At 44.8% G+C, this 17,595-nt stretch carries 15 protein-coding genes; 6 read left to right on the top strand and 9 right to left on the bottom strand.

Annotated features, from left to right (window positions below; genetic code table 11):
• Positions 1-202 precede the first annotated feature (202 nt).
• Together ATB74_RS02250 and ATB74_RS02245 are read right to left on the bottom strand one after the other, a co-directional pair.
• The gene (locus ATB74_RS02250; protein ID WP_061017699.1) at positions 203-1,186 is read right to left on the bottom strand and encodes an HAD family hydrolase; all 984 of its coding nucleotides are present in this window, start codon (positions 1,184-1,186) and stop codon (positions 203-205) included.
• Positions 1,187-1,429: 243 nt separating this feature from the next.
• Positions 1,430-2,674 (bottom strand): NADH:flavin oxidoreductase/NADH oxidase family protein, encoded by a 1,245-nt coding sequence (locus ATB74_RS02245; RefSeq protein ID WP_061017697.1) that lies wholly within the window; start codon positions 2,672-2,674, stop codon positions 1,430-1,432.
• A 281-nt stretch (positions 2,675-2,955) separates the two neighbouring features.
• Here ATB74_RS02245 and nfsA point away from each other — a divergent pair, with 281 nt between their 5' ends.
• Complete coding sequence (gene nfsA / locus ATB74_RS02240; protein WP_061016250.1) at positions 2,956-3,678, top strand: oxygen-insensitive NADPH nitroreductase; 723 nt, start codon at positions 2,956-2,958, stop codon at positions 3,676-3,678.
• 104 nt (positions 3,679-3,782) lie between these two features.
• Here the strand turns inward: nfsA and ATB74_RS02235 are convergent, their stop codons facing one another.
• Together ATB74_RS02235 and ATB74_RS02230 are read right to left on the bottom strand one after the other, a co-directional pair.
• Positions 3,783-5,312, bottom strand: coding sequence for a phospholipase D family protein (locus ATB74_RS02235; RefSeq protein WP_061016246.1), 1,530 nt, complete (start codon positions 5,310-5,312; stop codon positions 3,783-3,785).
• A gap of 207 nt (positions 5,313-5,519) precedes the next feature.
• The gene (locus tag ATB74_RS02230; RefSeq protein ID WP_061016244.1) at positions 5,520-6,089 is read right to left on the bottom strand and encodes a TetR/AcrR family transcriptional regulator; all 570 of its coding nucleotides are present in this window, start codon (positions 6,087-6,089) and stop codon (positions 5,520-5,522) included.
• Positions 6,090-6,150: 61 nt separating this feature from the next.
• On the opposite strand from ATB74_RS02230, the gene ATB74_RS02225 reads away from it, so the two are divergent.
• The 4 genes from ATB74_RS02225 to ATB74_RS02210 all read left to right on the top strand — a co-directional run bounded on the left by ATB74_RS02225 (position 6,151) and on the right by ATB74_RS02210 (position 8,944).
• Positions 6,151-6,717, top strand: a complete 567-nt coding sequence (locus tag ATB74_RS02225; RefSeq protein WP_155645117.1) for a dihydrofolate reductase family protein — start codon at positions 6,151-6,153, stop codon at positions 6,715-6,717.
• Positions 6,718-6,952: 235 nt separating this feature from the next.
• Positions 6,953-7,744 (top strand): oxalate:formate antiporter, encoded by a 792-nt coding sequence (locus ATB74_RS02220; protein ID WP_061016240.1) that lies wholly within the window; start codon positions 6,953-6,955, stop codon positions 7,742-7,744.
• A 209-nt stretch (positions 7,745-7,953) separates the two neighbouring features.
• On the top strand, positions 7,954-8,451 hold the full coding sequence (locus ATB74_RS02215) for a hypothetical protein (protein ID WP_061016237.1): 498 nt from the start codon (positions 7,954-7,956) through the stop codon (positions 8,449-8,451).
• Between the two features lie 202 nt (positions 8,452-8,653).
• On the top strand, positions 8,654-8,944 hold the full coding sequence (locus tag ATB74_RS02210) for a putative quinol monooxygenase (protein WP_061016236.1): 291 nt from the start codon (positions 8,654-8,656) through the stop codon (positions 8,942-8,944).
• Positions 8,945-9,025: 81 nt separating this feature from the next.
• On the opposite strand, the gene ATB74_RS02205 is transcribed toward ATB74_RS02210, so the two are convergent.
• From ATB74_RS02205 to ATB74_RS02185, 5 genes are all read right to left on the bottom strand, one after another.
• The gene (locus tag ATB74_RS02205; protein ID WP_061016235.1) at positions 9,026-10,306 is read right to left on the bottom strand and encodes a dicarboxylate/amino acid:cation symporter; all 1,281 of its coding nucleotides are present in this window, start codon (positions 10,304-10,306) and stop codon (positions 9,026-9,028) included.
• Between the two features lie 166 nt (positions 10,307-10,472).
• Positions 10,473-11,621, bottom strand: a complete 1,149-nt coding sequence (locus ATB74_RS02200) for an S-(hydroxymethyl)glutathione dehydrogenase/class III alcohol dehydrogenase (RefSeq protein ID WP_017631496.1) — start codon at positions 11,619-11,621, stop codon at positions 10,473-10,475.
• Positions 11,622-12,016: 395 nt separating this feature from the next.
• Complete coding sequence (locus ATB74_RS02195; protein WP_061016234.1) at positions 12,017-12,577, bottom strand: sugar O-acetyltransferase; 561 nt, start codon at positions 12,575-12,577, stop codon at positions 12,017-12,019.
• A 249-nt stretch (positions 12,578-12,826) separates the two neighbouring features.
• Entirely contained in the window at positions 12,827-13,825 is a 999-nt protein-coding gene (locus ATB74_RS02190) for a LacI family DNA-binding transcriptional regulator (protein WP_061016232.1), read from the bottom strand.
• Positions 13,826-13,918: 93 nt separating this feature from the next.
• Complete coding sequence (locus tag ATB74_RS02185; RefSeq protein ID WP_061016230.1) at positions 13,919-15,358, bottom strand: 6-phospho-beta-glucosidase; 1,440 nt, start codon at positions 15,356-15,358, stop codon at positions 13,919-13,921.
• A gap of 319 nt (positions 15,359-15,677) precedes the next feature.
• Between ATB74_RS02185 and ATB74_RS02180 the strand changes: the two genes are divergently transcribed.
• The gene (locus tag ATB74_RS02180; protein WP_061016228.1) at positions 15,678-17,240 is read left to right on the top strand and encodes a bifunctional metallophosphatase/5'-nucleotidase; all 1,563 of its coding nucleotides are present in this window, start codon (positions 15,678-15,680) and stop codon (positions 17,238-17,240) included.
• Positions 17,241-17,595: the final 355 nt, after the last annotated feature.

Here is a 17,595-nt window from a genome sequence, read left to right as displayed (position 1 = left end):
TTTATTCCTTTATTTTTCGACTATCCGATTAAACCGTCATGAGTTAAGAACTTATAGTACGTTCTTGCTTATAGCGAGGCATTAAGCCTTCATTGTTTTTAAACGTTCATTCCAAACCTCTGATTTCAAATACGTCCGCGAACAAAAAAGCTCGAATTAACAATCCGAGCCTTTATGATTTTGACCAAAGGTAAACGAGGCGTTAGTACACCTCACACCAATCTGATTTCATGTCTATCAGCGTCCAGTCCTCCCTGGAATTCGCTTCATCTAGAGCTTTATCCAACTTACCAACATGAGACTTACGATCGTACTTCCACTCTCGCTCAGCATCAGTGTGATGAACAATCATCGCCATTGAGTTGGGTTGGCTCGTTGCCCATTGCATCATAGCTTGGTCACCGTCTGAGTTGCCTACTGCTAAAATAGGCTTCTTACCGATAATATGCTGAATATTCGTGACCTTTCCAGCTTTGTCATCAATGGTCAAAATGGACGAATCCTTAGTAACCGTCGGCTTACCATCGTTGTAGCTATAATTGTATTTAAGCGCGCTGCCGATAATCTGTTCGGTAGGAATGTTGTAAGCTTGCGGAGCCCACGCTCGCATGAAATCAACACCACCTCCCGACACAATGTAAGTTTTAAAGTCATGCTCTTGTAAGTAAGTCAGCATCTCTTTCATTGGCTGATAAGTCAGGTCTGTGTAGGCTTTATTGAAACGTCCGTCTTTTGCTACCGTCAACCATTGCTCAACGTCTTGTTGGTATTGCTCAACAGTCATACCAGAATGTGTCGCCATAATAATTTTCAATAACCCTTCTTCACCGCTGCCAAGAACGCTCTCGATATCATCTTCAAGCACAAACTTAAAAGGTGCTTCGGTTTTCCATTCAGGGTGATCTGGTGCCATCTCTTTTACACGGTCTAACGCAAAAGCCAGTTGGAAGTAGTAAGGCTTTTCCGACCAAAGCGTACCGTCGTTATCGAACACGGCAATACGATCTTCAATCGCCACGAACATATCAGACTCAGCTTTGGTGGTTTTCCCAACATAGTCGACGATAGCGGATTTGCTCTCGCTATCTTTCCAAGAAGGCAGCAAATTGGGATCACAATCTTTAGCAAAAGATGAGAAAGAAAGACTGGATAAAATCGCGACGGATAAAAGGGTTATTTTCTTCATTGCAACTACCATGTTGTTGAATTAATTGTAGGGTTTAATTCAATTCATCCTAGTTGGTCTACTCTAATTTTCCACTTATGGACACTATAACCAATACTCATGTTGGTATTGGATTAGTGCCGCAACAAGGACTGACCGAAAGTGCTATACGACGTATTTCTCGAGAATTCAGATTTTAAAAGAGACAAACAAAAAAGAAGAACTTCGATTCCTCAAAGTTCTGCTTTAACAATCCATTACTGCTTACGCTCTGCGCTTTTTGAACGCGTGCCAGCCGGCGCTGAAAACTGTTTTTAACACCACACCGAGTGCGCTTAATTTAGGGTCGGCATTCTTGCCAGAGGCAATACGCCACATCTGATGCTCATACCAAACCAACCCGACCATCGCCACCTTGTCTAATGCGGGTTTACCTGTGGTTGGCACCGTTAGCGGCATGCCGTGGCTAGGGTTTTTGATTAACTTGTTAGGAAAATCAGGATCAACCGCCATTGTGCGCGCAATACCAATAAAATCGGTTGCCGATGTGTTTAATGCTTCATTCATTGCTTGCGCGGTTCGAAAGCCACCCGTGACCACCAGCGGTGTGCTGACGAGCTTTCTCGCCTTAACCATGTAATCCATAAAATACGCTTCACGTTTTACTGTGCTGGCCTTGATGGGTTCATCCTTGTTCTTTGAACCCATCATTGAAAGACTTTCATAGGTACCGCCGGAGATCTCAATCAGGTCAATGCCATTATCACTCAGTGTTTGCACAACCTGCATCGACTCTTCTTCCGTGAAGCCTCCTTTCATGAAGTCAGCGCTGTTGAGTTTAATTCCGACAGGGAAATCGTCACCAACCTCTTTTCGAATCGCACGATAAACCTCAAGTACGAAACGAAGTCTGTTTTCGAGTGAGCCCCCCCATTTGTCTTGGCGTTGATTGTGTCTCGAAGACAAAAACTGACTGACAAGATAACCATGAGCACCGTGAATCTGCACGCCAGTAAAACCCGCTTGTTTTGCAAGCTTTGCACTCAACGCGAACTTATCAATGATTGCGATTATTTCCGTCTCAGTAAGAGCTCGTGGCGTATTGAAGCCTTTTTCTAATCCGCGCTCTAAAGAGATAGCTGAAGGGGCAACCGGGCTATCACATAAAAACTTAGGAATTTGCTTACCTGGGTGATTCAGTTGCATCCATATCTGAGAACCGTTCTGTGTCCCAGCCTTCGCCCATTCACGAAATATGGTTAAGTCACTGTGCTCATCCAACACAACGTTCTTAGGTTCACCAAGCGCACCTCTATCGACCATCACGTTGCCCGTCATGGATAGACCAATTCCTCCTTGAGCCCAACGCTGGTAAAGCGTGACTAAACCTTGCTTAGGGTTATGGTGTTTATCACCTAGCTGTTCACTCATTGCCGATTTGAACAGGCGATTTTTGATTACTTGGCCATTAGGAAGAGAAAAAGGGTCGTTGAGGCAGATGGGATTCATGCGCATGGTTACTTTCTTGGGTTTATATATTGCGTCCAGTATGCCCTATTTTATCTGACAGTTCTGAGCATTTAACGCCTATTTCGAAGCAAGCTTTGCTCAATAATAAAATGCCAACTGCATAACAGCTGGCATTAATCGATAATAAACAGAGTCTCAAAAATCGAAGCGGGCGCTACGGAGTTTCGCTAACAAGAAAAGCTCTATCTCCTTTACGCTTATGGTAATTGTCGTTATTGTGATTCCCTACGTCATCATCACCACAAGGACTGTCAGAGAGCATGAATAGCACGATTGAGACCATTTTGGGGCATCGCTCCATTCGCCAATATACGGATCAACCTATAGATAAGCAGCACCTCGATTTAATTGTTCAGGCAGGCCTTGCCGCATCGTCATCGAGCTTACTGCAGGCTGTTTCTATTGTGAGAGTGACCGACAAAGAGAAGCGAAAGCTGCTAACAGAATACGCAGGCAACCAAGCTTACGTTGAAAGTGCGGCTGAGTTTTTAGTATTCTGCATCGACTATCAACGCCACGCTCAAATCAACCCTGAAGTGAAAACCGACTTTACTGAACTGACCCTGATTGGCGCAGTCGATTCAGGCATCATGGCGCAAAACTGCATGCTGGCTGCTGAGTCTCTTGGCTTAGGTGGTGTGTACATTGGTGGCCTGCGTAACAGCGCACAACAAGTCGATGAACTGTTAGAACTACCACAACACACCGCCGTGTTGTTCGGGATGTGCTTAGGTCACCCGGCACAGCAACCGGAGGTGAAGCCTCGCCTCCCTGCTCACGTAGTGATGCACGAAAACCAATATCAACCATTGAGCCTAGATGAAATCGCAAGCTATGACGATTCAATGCAGAGCTACTACGCCAACCGCTCAAGTAACCAGAAGCAAAGCAGTTGGTCACAGCAGATCACGCAAAAGCTGTCTGGTGAATCTCGTCCTCATATTCTGCCGTACTTGAACAGTAAGCAACTGACTAAGAGATAGCATTCAAGACCTAGCTCAGATAAAAAGCTCAGTTTCAATCACCATAAACAAAAATGTCAGCGTATTATGCGCTGACATTTTTATTCTCTATGGTTCTGATTTTATTATAGATATTTCTCTATCGGGAGAAGCTGTAGGAAGCCTGATTGCATGCGTTCCCACTTGCCGGTTTCTGGTTCGCTGTCCCAGCTTTGCTCACCTGAGTACCAATACACATCACCATCTTCTAGCTCCAAGCGCCAACTGTTATCTTCGCTCATCGCCTGTTCGATAGTTTCAGCTAGCGTTTCAGCAATCGCTTTGTTTTCGATGATTAACACAGACTCCGTATTTAGGTAAGTCGAGCGCAGGTTGAAATTGAATGAACCAATACTCGCAATACTGCGGTCAAATACCACTGATTTAGCATGCAGACCATAAGCCGTCTCTGGCGCACACTTAGACACGTCTTGGGTAGATGCTTCACACAACTTGGAATCTGGTTTTAGCTCAAACAGGCCGATGCCATGCTCTAACATATCGTAGCGTCTGCCCGCGTAGGCAGAGTGGTTAGTAACCAAGTCATTTGACGCCATTGAGTTAGTCAGTGCCTTTATCTCAACGCCTTCGTCATTCAGCGTTTGCCACTCATCTAATTGACCATCATCGAATACCAAGTAGGCCGATTCAAGTAAGATCTCTTGTTTAGATTCACTGGCTAGCTGACCTAGCAGAACCGCCGTTGCTTTAGGTTCATCAGTATTGTCTGAATCAACAGGCACAGGACGATCATAAGCAAAACGAGCATTCACCCAAGTCATCTCATCTAGAGCCTCTTTCAGCAGGCTATCTGCCGCTTCACGATTTAATGGTAACTCTGGGTAGTTTTTGTATTTTGGAACGGTTATATCGTCAATCTTTGAAAGATCCGGTTGTTCCTCGTCACCTAACATATCGACAGGGTAAGACCAACGGCTGTCCCAATACTCAATAAAGCTGGTTTGGATAGTGGTAACGACGGTACCCATCACCAATACATCACGATCTCGGAAGTTGATTTCATCAGAAAGATCGAAATATTCATCACCAATATTACGTCCACCAACCACAGACAAGGTGCCATCTACGGTAAACGACTTGTTGTGCATACGGCGGTTTAAGCGAGAGAAGTCGCCAAGGAAGCTCAACCACTTACTGAAACCACGGCGCGTTGGTGTTGGGTTGAAGATGCGGATCTCGACATTCGGGTGAGCATCGAGTGCTGATAATAGCCCTTCACGCTCATTGAGGTTGATGTCATCCAACATCACTCGAACCTTAACACCACGATCAGCGGCTGCTAATAAACGGCTAGCGAGATATCTGCCCGATTCATCGGAGTTCCAGATGTAGTATTGAATATCAATGGTGTACTCTGCACTTTCAACCAACGCCAATCGCTGCGCTAAAGCATCCCAACCGGATTCTTGTAAACGAACGGCGGTCGTCGCCTGCTCTGATGCGGGTTGATATTCATCTGCCAAAACCGACAAAGTGCTTGGTCCATAAGAGGTGTACGGTTCTGCAGGGTGGTCAATGCCTTCTGGTAATGAAGAACAACCGCCCAGAATAGCGGCTAAAATTAAGATTAAACTGATGCGTTGGAGCACAGGCATGTGTCTGACTTCCTTTTCACGATGACGTCTTTGAGAATAGCCTCGACAACTTTACAACTATCAAGCTATTCGGGTTTATTCATTGATTATTACTGCTAAATCCAGAAATTTATAGGTAATTATCCAGTATAAATAAAACTTAGTTGCTCCATCGTGGAGAATACATCCCCAAAGCTCACGATCTGGCTATCAAACTGTGCGGCAAGATCACGATGATTTCAGTTGTTCGATGCCCAAACAATAAAGACCTAAAGGCTTTCTCACTATCTCAACCGTAATCTCTGTTCTATCTGGGTTACAGTTCAATGCAAGCGCATAACCATGCAAATAGTCCACTAGCAAATGAAGGGCGTCTTCGGTTTGCTCTGATGTGAGATTCAGCGGGCTCAACACCGCTTCAAAGCGTTCACTAAACACCTCGACAGGCCCAAGCGATTTCATCGTTAGTAGAGTTTCAAGCAGCCCACGGTAGTCATTCAACACCGACAGGTAACTCACGCTAAGCTGATAAAGATTCTCTTGCCACACTTGGTTTTGCTCAGGCAGCGCCACTTCTCCGACTAAAGAGACAGTGATCGATTCCAATAGATCATTTTTGTTTTTGAAGTAATGGTATATCGCCATCGCATCCACACCAAGCTCTTTGGCTAACCCTCTGATACTCGGCACTTTACCGCCTTCACGCATCATGCACTTTGCCGTATCTAAGATCTTTTCGGCACTTAGTTGGCTTGATCCACTCTTTGGTCGACCTCGCTTTTGAGCCTTGACAGTCATAACACCACCTCTTAAACTTAATTTTCTACACTGTAGAATATTTTAATTTAATACAGTGTAAATGCCAAGTTCCTGTTCAATTTCGGAGTTAACAATGTCAAATATTGTCTTTATCGGTACGAGTCTTGATGGTTACATTGCAGACAAAAACGGTGGTCTAGATTGGCTACAAGCCATCCCAAATCCAGAGGGTGATGACATGGGGTACAACGCCCATATCGATCGTATCGATGCTTTGGTAATGGGCCGAAATACAATGGATATGGTGCTGAGCTTCGGTATTGATTGGCCTTACACAAAACCTGTTTATGTATTGAGCAACACGTTGACGGAAGTACCTAAAGAGGTTGAAGGTAAAGTGTTCTTGATAAAGGGCAAACTCACTCAGATCATCGAAGACCTCAACAGCAAAGGCCTTAACAATCTGTATATTGATGGCGGTGTGACCATTCAAAACTTTCTGAGAGAAGATCTGGTTGATGAACTGATTATCTCGACGCTCCCTGTCGTTCTTGGTGGAGGCGCTCCGCTATTTGGTGACTTAGTCTCTCCTCTCGACTTTACGCTGAAAAGTGTCACCACTTACCTTGATGAGATCGTAACCACTCACTACTTGCGTAAGCTTTAAACCATTTAAATGATCGATGCTGATGAGCCAAAATCGAGTTGGCTCATCATGACTTACGAAATCTAAAGTCTGCAACCGCAGCTCTCACCTCAAAGCCACTATCTATTTTGTTCACAAGCGAATTATTGACAAGCTAGTATTTGACAAGCTAAGCCGACATTGACACTCTGTAATGCTGCGTTGATTTTGCCGCACTAGCTGCACTGCAGTTCTAACTTGTTAAGATAGGTAAAATATGAACTACCCAAGCACTCTTCCAGCACCTCACAAAGCACTTCTCATCAAAGTGGTTGATGTCTTGTCTCAAGATCCTCGTATATGTGGCATTGCCGCAAGTGGCTCCTTTGGCGCTGATTCGATGGACAAATACAGCGACTTAGATTTTGTTATCGCGGTCAACCCAGCCGACTATGAAAGCGTAATGCAAGAACGGTTCAACATTCTTGATAGCATTGGAGGTAAAGTCGCGGCCTTCACGGGTGAACATGTTGGTGAACCACGTTTAATTGTGTCGATATTTGGCCCAGAACCTGTGCACGTTGATTTCAAATTTGTCTCTCTGCCAGATGCAGCAATTCGAGTTGATAACAACCTGGTGTTATGGGAGCGAGATAGCTTATTAACCGATGTATTCAGCAGTGCGGAACCACGCTACCCACAACCAAACCCGCAATGGATTGAAGATCGTTTTTGGATTTGGACGCACTATGCCGCAACCAAGATAGCTCGTGGCGAATACTTCGAAACGGTTGAGTTTCTCTCTTTCGTTCGTCAAAACGTTCTATCGCCGCTGGCGCTAAAGCAAGCAGGGCTCACGCCATCTGGTGTTAGGAAAATTGAAGAGCGACTGCCTGAGTTTGCACAAGCACTCGTAAAAACAGTCGCAATGCCAGAACGCGACGCGTTAATCCCTGCACTCAAACAAGCTGTCACACTGTACCTTGAGTTAAGAGGTAACGAGCAAGTCAACATTGATGATCATGCTCAGTCATTTTGTCTTCAATACGTTGAGGACGAGTTAAGCTAATTCCGTATTAAGTGAACCACAGGTTTTAACTGTCAATTCATAAATGCGCCGAGGGCTAATTGCTCTCGGCGTATTCACCCTCGACACATACATTATAAATACAGCAATCTTGACACGACACTTGCAATACCGGGTTGCTCGCTCCTACACAACACTACCCAAAATTAGTACCATTGATCGTATCTCATTCTTAATGGTATTTATGCCTTATGAAGCTTTTAGTCGATCGTACTGGTGAACAGTTTTTAGAAATTCTGGAAGAATCAGGAGACAAACTGACGGTTCAATTCATTAGCAATGAAGGTAATCGAAAGGGTAAACCGTTCCAAGATAGCTTGAGTGGCTTGTTCCTCACAGGCTGGAAGCCTCGCACGACCTCTACCGCCATTGGCTTAGAACGCTTTAAACAAGGCAAGCTGCAAGACCCGAAAGTGAGCTTCGCGCTTCATCAGCTCTACCCACTTGGCCGAGATGTAAAACTGCCTACTGGAGATATCGCCACAATAGCAAGTTACGCCAATACTCACAGCGACGGCTACTATATGTTTGTGCGCCTCAACGATGAGTTAACCCGACTCAGAATTACGCCCGATTGGGAACTGCAACCTTCCGCTCAAAGATTGGCTCTGCCTTATTACCCTGCTCCAAGAAGCCAACAAGAACTCGACAATATTGATGATTTTGATGCTTGGGCTGGCGGGTTTTAATACTCTTTAGCCCATACCCGAAAGACTGTAAACCTAAGTTTATTATCAAATAATTTTTGATAATTATTCTAACTGCGCGCGGTTTATCGTTTTGAATATCCCTACTATTATTTATCCATCGACACAGACGAGCTAGATAAACAAAGCGCCCTGTGACAAAGAACAACACCACTTCGGTGAATCAAATATATAGGTAACGAACATGACTCAACTGACTATCATTGCAAACATCGTCGCTAACGAAGACAAAGTTGAACTGGTTAAAGCAGAGTTGCTAAAGCTGATTGATATCACTCGCGCTGAAGAAGGTAGCATCAACTACGACCTACACCAAGACAATGAAAATCCTGCGCATTTCACGTTCTACGAAAACTGGACATCACGTGAACTGTGGCAAGCGCACATGGGTAATACTCATCTCGCTGAGTACATGGCTGCAACCGAAGGTTGTGTGGCGTCGTTCACTCTCAATGAGATGACGAAAATCGGTTAGTCACTGACTGCACACATTAACAAACAATAAAAAGCCCGTTCAGAACACCTGAACGGGCTTTTTCATTGAACTTGGTATTCTCTAAGCTACAGACTCGCTCAGTGCAGGTTCAAACACTGTCTTTTGTTGTTTCTGCCATTTATCCACGACCAATGCGGCAATCATGTCACCTTCTACGTTGACCGCAGTACGGAATGTATCCAGCGGTCGCTCAATGATCAGTAAGATCGCTATCGCTTCAAGTGGGATACCTGCCGCCAATAGAACAAGCTGCATGCCTGACATCGAGCCAGATGGCATGCCCGGAGCACCTACAGAAGAGACCATCGCCATAATGAAAATCATCACCAAGCCAGAGGTAGTGAGGTCAACACCAAATAGTTGAGCCAAGAAGATTGCCGCAACACCTTCAAAAAGTGCCGTGCCATCCATATTCATCACTGCACCCAGTGGCAGCACCATGCTACTCGTACTTTGCGATACACCGAGTTTTTCTTCTGCACTCTGCATCGCCAGTGGCAATGTAGCAGAGCTTGATGACGTTGCGAACGCCATTGCCATCGGTGCAGAGATACCTTTGAATAATGTGCTGAGACGAATCCCAGTCATCACCTTCGCAATGGTCGGCAGTACAATCGCCCCGTGGATCAAAGTCAGCACAAACACGAGCAAAGCAAATAGTGCCAATTGCTCAAACAGTGACTCACCACCACGCACCGTAAAATCGAAAACAATGGCGAAAACCGCGAGTGGAGCTAAACGAATGATCCAACCAACAATGGTATTGATGCTCTTGTTCAAGCCATTAAGCACCTCAAAAATCGGATGTTTTTCTGGCAATGAAGAAAGTAGAGCAATACCCAGCATGAATGAGAACACGACAATCGCGAGCAAGTTACCATTGGTTAAGGCCGCTACCGGGTTCACGAGTGCCATACTAAAAAGCTTGCTAGCAATCGCAGCGCCACCTGCCGCATCTTCGCTTATAAGCTGAACATCATCTCCAATCGTAGCAACACTGGTCAAAGGCTCCCAAGCAGGCAACAGCAGTGAAGCACCCAAGCCCAAAGAGATGGCTATCAACGTCGTGAAGCTATAGAAAAGCACCGTATTGCGGCCAATTTTCTTCAATCGAGTTATCGAACCAATGCTTGTTATGCCTTGCAGTAACGAGAATAAAACCACTAACCCAACGACCATTTTTAGCAAGCCGATATAGGTAGTTTTGCCAAGCATTAAAAACTGATACCAACCCGATTGGGTTACATCAGATGTTGGAGAAATAAGTTGTGCGAGAAACCAAGCAAGCAATGCAGCGAGCATTAGTTGAAGAGGTAGAGAGTGGCGAAGTTTGGTCAACATAAGGATGATTCCAGTAACCCTGTAGGACAATTCAGATACCTTTATTAAAGGGAACAACCTTTAATAAAAATATTCCTTGGTAAAGTGTGCCTAGGAAAAAATAAAGTCCGTTAGAGATTCAATCTAACGGACTTTATGAAAACCAGATGAGGTTTAAGATTTAAGGCTATTTATCCATGTGTAGAACAGTGCGGATAGACTCACCTTTGTGCATTAGTTCGAATGCTTCGTTTACGTCTTCAAGACCCATAGTGTGAGTGATGAACTCTTGTAGTCCGAACTCACCCGCCATGTAACGGTTTACGATTTCTGGAAGCTCAGAGCGGCCTTTAACACCACCGAAAGCAGAACCACGCCATACACGACCTGTTACTAGTTGGAACGGACGAGTTGAGATCTCTTGGCCTGCACCTGCAACACCAATTACAACTGATTCACCCCAACCTTTGTGACAACACTCAAGAGCTTGACGCATCACATTTACGTTACCGATACACTCGAATGAGTAATCAACACCACCGTCTGTCATCTCAACGATAACGTCTTGGATTGGCTTGTCGTAGTTCATTGGGTTGATGCAGTCAGTCGCGCCAAGTTGTTTTGCTAGCTCGAATTTGCTCTCGTTAATATCAACACCGATGATTTTGCTTGCACCCGCCATACGAGCACCGATGATTGCAGAAAGACCGATACCGCCTAGGCCGAATACAGCAACTGTGTCACCTTTTTCAACTTTAGCTGTGTTCAGTACCGCACCCATACCAGTGGTTACGCCACAACCTAGAAGACAAACTTCCTCAAGAGGGGCTTCTTTGTTTACTTTCGCTAGTGAGATTTCTGGAAGTACAGTGTACTCAGAGAAAGTAGAACAACCCATGTAGTGGAAAATTGGCTCACCGTTGATAGAGAAACGGCTTGTGCCATCTGGCATTAGGCCTTTACCTTGAGTTTCGCGAACCGCTTGGCAAAGGTTAGTTTTACCAGACTTACAGAATTTACATTCGCCACACTCAGCTGTGTAAAGTGGGATAACGTGGTCGCCGACTTCAACGCTTGTTACGCCTTCGCCAACCATTTCAACGATACCGCCACCTTCGTGACCAAGGATAGAAGGGAAGATGCCTTCTGGATCGTCACCTGAAAGAGTGAATGCGTCAGTGTGACAAACACCAGTAGCAACGATACGAACAAGTACTTCGCCAGCCTTTGGCAGTTCAACGTCAACCGTTTCACGCTTTAGCGGCTCACCAGCTTTCCAAGCAACCATAGCTTTAGATTGGATATGAGTTTGACCAGGTTTGATTTCGATAGTCATGTGATATTTCCTATATTAGTCAGTCAACGTTGAGCTTGTTTGTCATCGCTCTCTCGTTTTGTTGAGGCTAGTATAGGTGCGACCATCCAATTTGATAATCCCATATTTTTGATAATGATTATTACATATTGGTAATAATAAATAGCAAGATTAATTTCGTCTAACAGTGAATCAAAGGTTTAACCTAGGCTGAATAAAATCAATAAACGCGGAGATACGCTTGGATACCGAGGATGACTTTTAGAACACAGCATTGACTCGCTACTGTATTAACTCGATTCAGTGGTGTTCGAGACAAGAAACTAGATCAGCAAACTGTCCCTGCTAACACCTCACTAGAATAGAAAAAACAAAGCCCGAATCTAGGTTCGGGCTTTGTCTATTTGGTTGTTCTACTATTCATTATCAATTGGCTTCAAAACTCGGCATGGATTACCGACCGCGACCACATTGTCTGGAATATCTTTGGTCACCACGCTACCTGCGCCAATCACACTGTTCTTGCCTATGTTCACGCCCGGGCAAATGATCACACCTGCACCAATCCAAGCATTGTCACCAATCGAAATTGGCGTACCGAACTCAACGCCTTCAGCGACGCGGCTCTTCACATCCAATGGGTGACCTGCCGTAAGCACTTGTACATTCGGAGCAAACAACACATTGTCGCCAATCGTAACTTCTGCCACATCTAAAACGACGCAATTAAAGTTGGCATAAAAGTTCTTACCCAGCTTAATGTTTGAACCATAGTCACAACGAAATGGTGGCTCTAAATAAGCGCCTTCAGAATCAGGAATTAGAGTGTCAATTGCAGAGCGCCATTCGTCACTGTCTGGAATACTGTTGTTAAGCTTTTGAAGAACCTTACGACACTCGATTCGCTCCGCGTACAGCTCTTCATCCCATGCTAAATAAGGCTCTCCGGCCAACATTTTCTGTTTTTCTGTTTTCACGTTATTTACCTATTTCCACACTACTTACCCAGTAATGGTCAATTCATCGACCAAAAAACGCAATATCGCATATCTTTCCCTCTCACAATAAGAGCGGTTTTAAGAGTCTTACGGAGATGCGCTTCCTGTCACGATTTGTAGTGAACGACCCATTAAAATTCATGCACAACAAACGAAACACATAGATGACGCCAATAAAAAAGCCTTTGTTATTAAGCAAAGACCAGTATGAAATTGATGTGTTTTCGTTTAGGTACGCTGAGCAACTGAATCCCGAATTACAAGGCTGCCAGTAGTGTCGATGGCACCTGATTGTTCCGAATCTCCAACGATTTGCAGAATCGCTTTTTGCGTCATCTGCTCCAGCGGTACGCTGACAGAGGTTAAGCTTGGTGTTAAAAACTCGCCCACTTTGCTGTTATCAAAACCGACGATAGAGATATCTTGAGGTAATGAATATCCCAGCTCAGTTAACGCCTTAATCGCACCAATCGCCATGTCATCGTTTTCAGACAAGATAGCAGTGAAGCTTGCTTTGCTTTCCACTAAAGCTTGCGCGGCACAGTAACCACTCTCCATCGTCCAATCGCCTTGAACCACACTAGACTCGTTCAGCTCAATACCATGCTGAGTGAGCATATCTTGGTAAGCTTGATAACGTTGCTCATCGGTCGACGACCCTGCTTTACCACGAATGACCGCAATCTCTGTATGACCTTGCTCGATGATGTGTTCAACCATCAAACAAGCGCTTTGATAGTGATCTGTAGTGATCGCGTGATCAGGCTTCGAAGGCATTTCACGGTTGAGCACCAGAATCGGTGTATCCGTGCTTTCGATGATCTGAGCTATCTCGCTTTCTGTTAGACATTGCGGATAGATGATGATGCCCGCGCATTTCATATCAAGTAAGAAATTGATCGCCTTTCTTTCGTCTTCAGCACTGTGTTTACCATCGGTGATCACCAATTGGTGATTCGACTTTTCACTGTATGAAGCCGCGTGGTACATCAAGGAAGAAAAGTAAGGGCCGTTGAACAACTCATTGGTGATAACAAAGCCGATGAAGTTGGTCTTCTTGGTCGCCAATTGCTGAGCTAACAAGTTTGGTCGATAGCCCGTTTCTTGAATCGCATCAAATACCTTTTTCACCACATCAGGGCGCACGATATTCTTGCCATTTAAGACACGAGAAACCGTCGATTTAGATACCCCTGCGCGATTCGCGACATCAAGCATTGTGACCATTCGCTTCTTTTCCTCATATAAAAAATTAGCCGACATAGGCCGACTAATTTAATGTTAATTCAGTTTGCGCGTAACGACGCAACAAAACGCATTCTAAATAGTGGCACCGTTAGATGCAATCACGCCTTTATACCACTCGAACGACTTCTTACGCTTGCGCTCTAGTGAGCCAGATTGATCGTTGTGCTTATCTACGTAGATGAAGCCGTAGCGTTTTTTCATCTCACCCGTAGTAAACGACACCAAATCGATACAGCCCCAAGGGGTGTAGCCCATCAAGTCAACGCCATCAATCGCAACGGCTTTTTTCATCTCTTTGATGTGGTCGCCAAGGTAAGCAATGCGGTAGTCGTCATTAATGCTGCCATCTTCTTCAATGCTATCAACAGCGCCAAAACCGTTCTCAACGATGAACAATGGCACTTCATAACGTTCATACAGAGACGCTAAACAGAAACGCAAACCTGTTGGATCAATTGGCCAGCCCCAATCGCTCGACTTGATAAACGGGTTATCGACCGAGTTTTCATGACCGCCGTCCATCGCTTCTTCTGTCGATTGGTGAGAAGACGAATCCAATGTATTCGACATGTAGTAGCTAAAGCCTAAGTAATCGGCCTTACCTTCTTTTAGGATCTGCTCATCTTCTGGCTGCATTTCAATATTGAAGCCTTTGATAGCCCAATCGCGTTTTGCGTAGCTTGGGTAATGACCGCGAACCATCACATCTGAGAAGAAATAACGATCACGCATCGCTTGCTGTGCCACCATGATATCTTCTGGCTTTGAAGAACGAGGGTAGAAAGGTACCATCGCACACATTGCACCGATCTGAAGATCTGGGTTGATCTCATGACCTTTCTTAACCACCAGCGCACTCGCAACAAACTGGTGGTGAACCGCTTGATACATCGCCTCTTGCGGTTTTTCGCATTGTGGGAACTTCACGCCAGAGCACAGCCAACCGAAGATGTCTGCCGAGGTGTTCATCTGGTTGTTGATCTCGTTAAACGTCATCCAGTATTTAACTTTGTGCTGGTATCGCTCCATCACCGTAGTTGAATACTTAACAAAGAAATCGATCACTTTACGATTCATCCAGCCGCCATATTCATTAGCTAGATGGTAAGGCATTTCAAAGTGGCTCAGTGTTACCACAGGCTGAATGTCATATTTTAACAGCTCATCAAACAGATCATCGTAAAACGCTAAACCCGCTTCACACGGCTCAGATTCATCGCCATTTGGGAAGATACGTGTCCACGCGATACTGGTGCGGAAACACTTAAAGCCCATCTCAGCGAATAACTTAATGTCTTCTTTGTAACGATGGTAGAAATCCACTGCGACTTGGTTTGGATAGTTTTCGCCATCAATCACACCATCAGTGATTCGACGCTGTACCCCATGAGCGCCCGCTGTTAATACATCAACAACACTGACACCTTTACCATTCGCATCCCAGCCGCCTTCTAACTGATGCGCTGCTACTGCACCGCCCCATAAAAAATCGTTCGGAAATTCGTTGTTCATACCATTACTCGCTACAAGTTATTCGTGAAAAAGATCAGGATTAGAGATGTGGCTTCAACTCTGAAACCGATTTCAATAAAAACAAAGATACAGATTGAAACCGGTTTCAGCAATACCTTTTTGATCTTTTTTTGATCAAAGCTAAGGGGGGATTTAAGGTCACATCTGACAACTTGACTCCTTTAACCAAAAACCAACTCAAACGGTAATTCCTTACTTTCTAAGAACAATCTATACCAAAGACTGTGCTTTGGCGCACACTCATCCAACTAGCGCTCACTAAAATGGCAAACGTTTCCTTCACTGACATGAGCACGCTATGAAAAACCTTAAAATGAAACCTTTATGCTTTGCTGTCTCCGTATTAACGACAGTGGCTTCAATGCCAGCCTTAGCCGAAATAAAAGAGATCACTCTGCTTCATACCAACGATATTGAAAGTGTTTACGAACCCGTAGACGCGTTCTGGAATGATGACATTGAGCTGATTGGCGGTATCCCTTACTTGGCGACGTTAATCAAAAACGTTCAAGCTGAGGAAGAAACCAGTTTTCTATTAGACGCTGGTGATATTTATACGGGCGCACTCTCTAAAAAGTCGAAAGGGAAGCTGCCTTTCGATCTTTATAGCTCAATGGGTTATGACGTAATTACACTGGGTAATCATGAATTTGAATACGGTTGGAAATCATTGGTAGAAACCATGCCTCGTGCAAGTTTCCCAGTGCTCAACGCGAACATCTTCCATGAAGCTTCTGACTCAATGTTTGCTCAGCCATACACAATCATTGAACGTGATGGTGTTAAAATCGGCGTGATTGGTGTCATGGGAATAGATGCGTTCTACAACACAATGTGGAAAGGAAACCGTAAAGGGCTAACCATCAAAGACCCGACAGAAATCGCTCAAAAATGGGCTGATAAGATCCGCGATGATGTCGACATGATCGTGGTATTAACGCACCAAAACAAGACGGCTCCAATGCAAACCGATAAAGAAGCCGACGCAGAAGTTCAGCGCGGATTTGATGAAGATTACGAAATGGCAGGCAAACTTAAGGGAGTGGATGTCATCTTCGGTGGTCACTCGGATAATGGTTTAGTTGAACCAGTCGTTCATCCAAAAACAGGCACCGTTATCGGCTTAACCTTTGGTCAAGGCATGCACCTTGGCTACACCAAATTTACCGTCGATACCGAAAAGCATGATGTGACATTCTTAGGCGGAAAATTGATTCCCGTTGAATCTGCCAAATTAGAGCGTGACGAAGCAACTTACGCATTGATTCAGAACATTCGCGATGCTCACCCAACATTAGCAGATCAGCTTTCTACCCTAGATAAAGCCGCATCACGCCGTTACTATCGAGAGTCGAATATTGGTAACCTTGTGGCTGATTTGATGAAAGATGCAGGCCAAGCTGACATCGCGATGATCAGCTCAGGCAGCCTTCGTGTTGACCTAAACCCGGGTGCTGTCACTCGTGAAAATGTAATGAACCTTTTCCCGTTTACTGACACACTAACTGTGGTTGAATTAACGGGTGACAACGTTCAAGAGCTGCTTGAATACAGCTACACATTACCTTACGGTCTGGCGCAATTCTCAGGGATCAAAGCCACTTACGACAGTACACAACCGGAAGGGAAGCGTTTGATTAGCTTGAGTATCAACGGCGAGCCCGTTACCAAGAATCAGAAGTACAAAGTTGCGACGTATTCATACGCGGCCAGTGGTGGCGATGGTTACACTGTATTTAATAAAGGCGAAACACTATCGAACGGAGACCCGGTCATGCAAGTACTAATTGAAGGTTTCCAAGAACGCAAAAACATCACAGTTCCTGAACTTGGTCGTCAAGTCGATGTAAGTCGTCAGTAATAAAGATATCCAACAACCAACGTCATAAAATATGTATCAGGGGTTAGCAGGTACAACGCTCATGAGAACTCAGTTCAATTGCTGTAAAACATATAACTGTTTTAACCTAGCTAATCCTGATCTAAGCCTTTATCAGCGCAGCGATCAATTAGGCTTCGCGTCTTATAAATGCCCCTTGTGTGGGGCATTTACTCCGATACTGGAAAACGAGCCGATCCTCGCTTTAGCGAAGCAAATCGAAACTAATCAACTCCGCTTAGCTGATATTGAGTGTCCTACTTGCTTAAAACACACCGAAACCAGCGCCTATGGGAGCACAAGGATCGACACACCGCGTGTTAAATGCAAACAATGC

It is taken from the genome of Vibrio splendidus (genome assembly GCF_001557875.1).
Classification (GTDB): Bacteria; Pseudomonadota; Gammaproteobacteria; order Enterobacterales; family Vibrionaceae; genus Vibrio; species Vibrio splendidus_F.
This window is presented reverse-complemented; position numbering and strand designations above follow the sequence as displayed.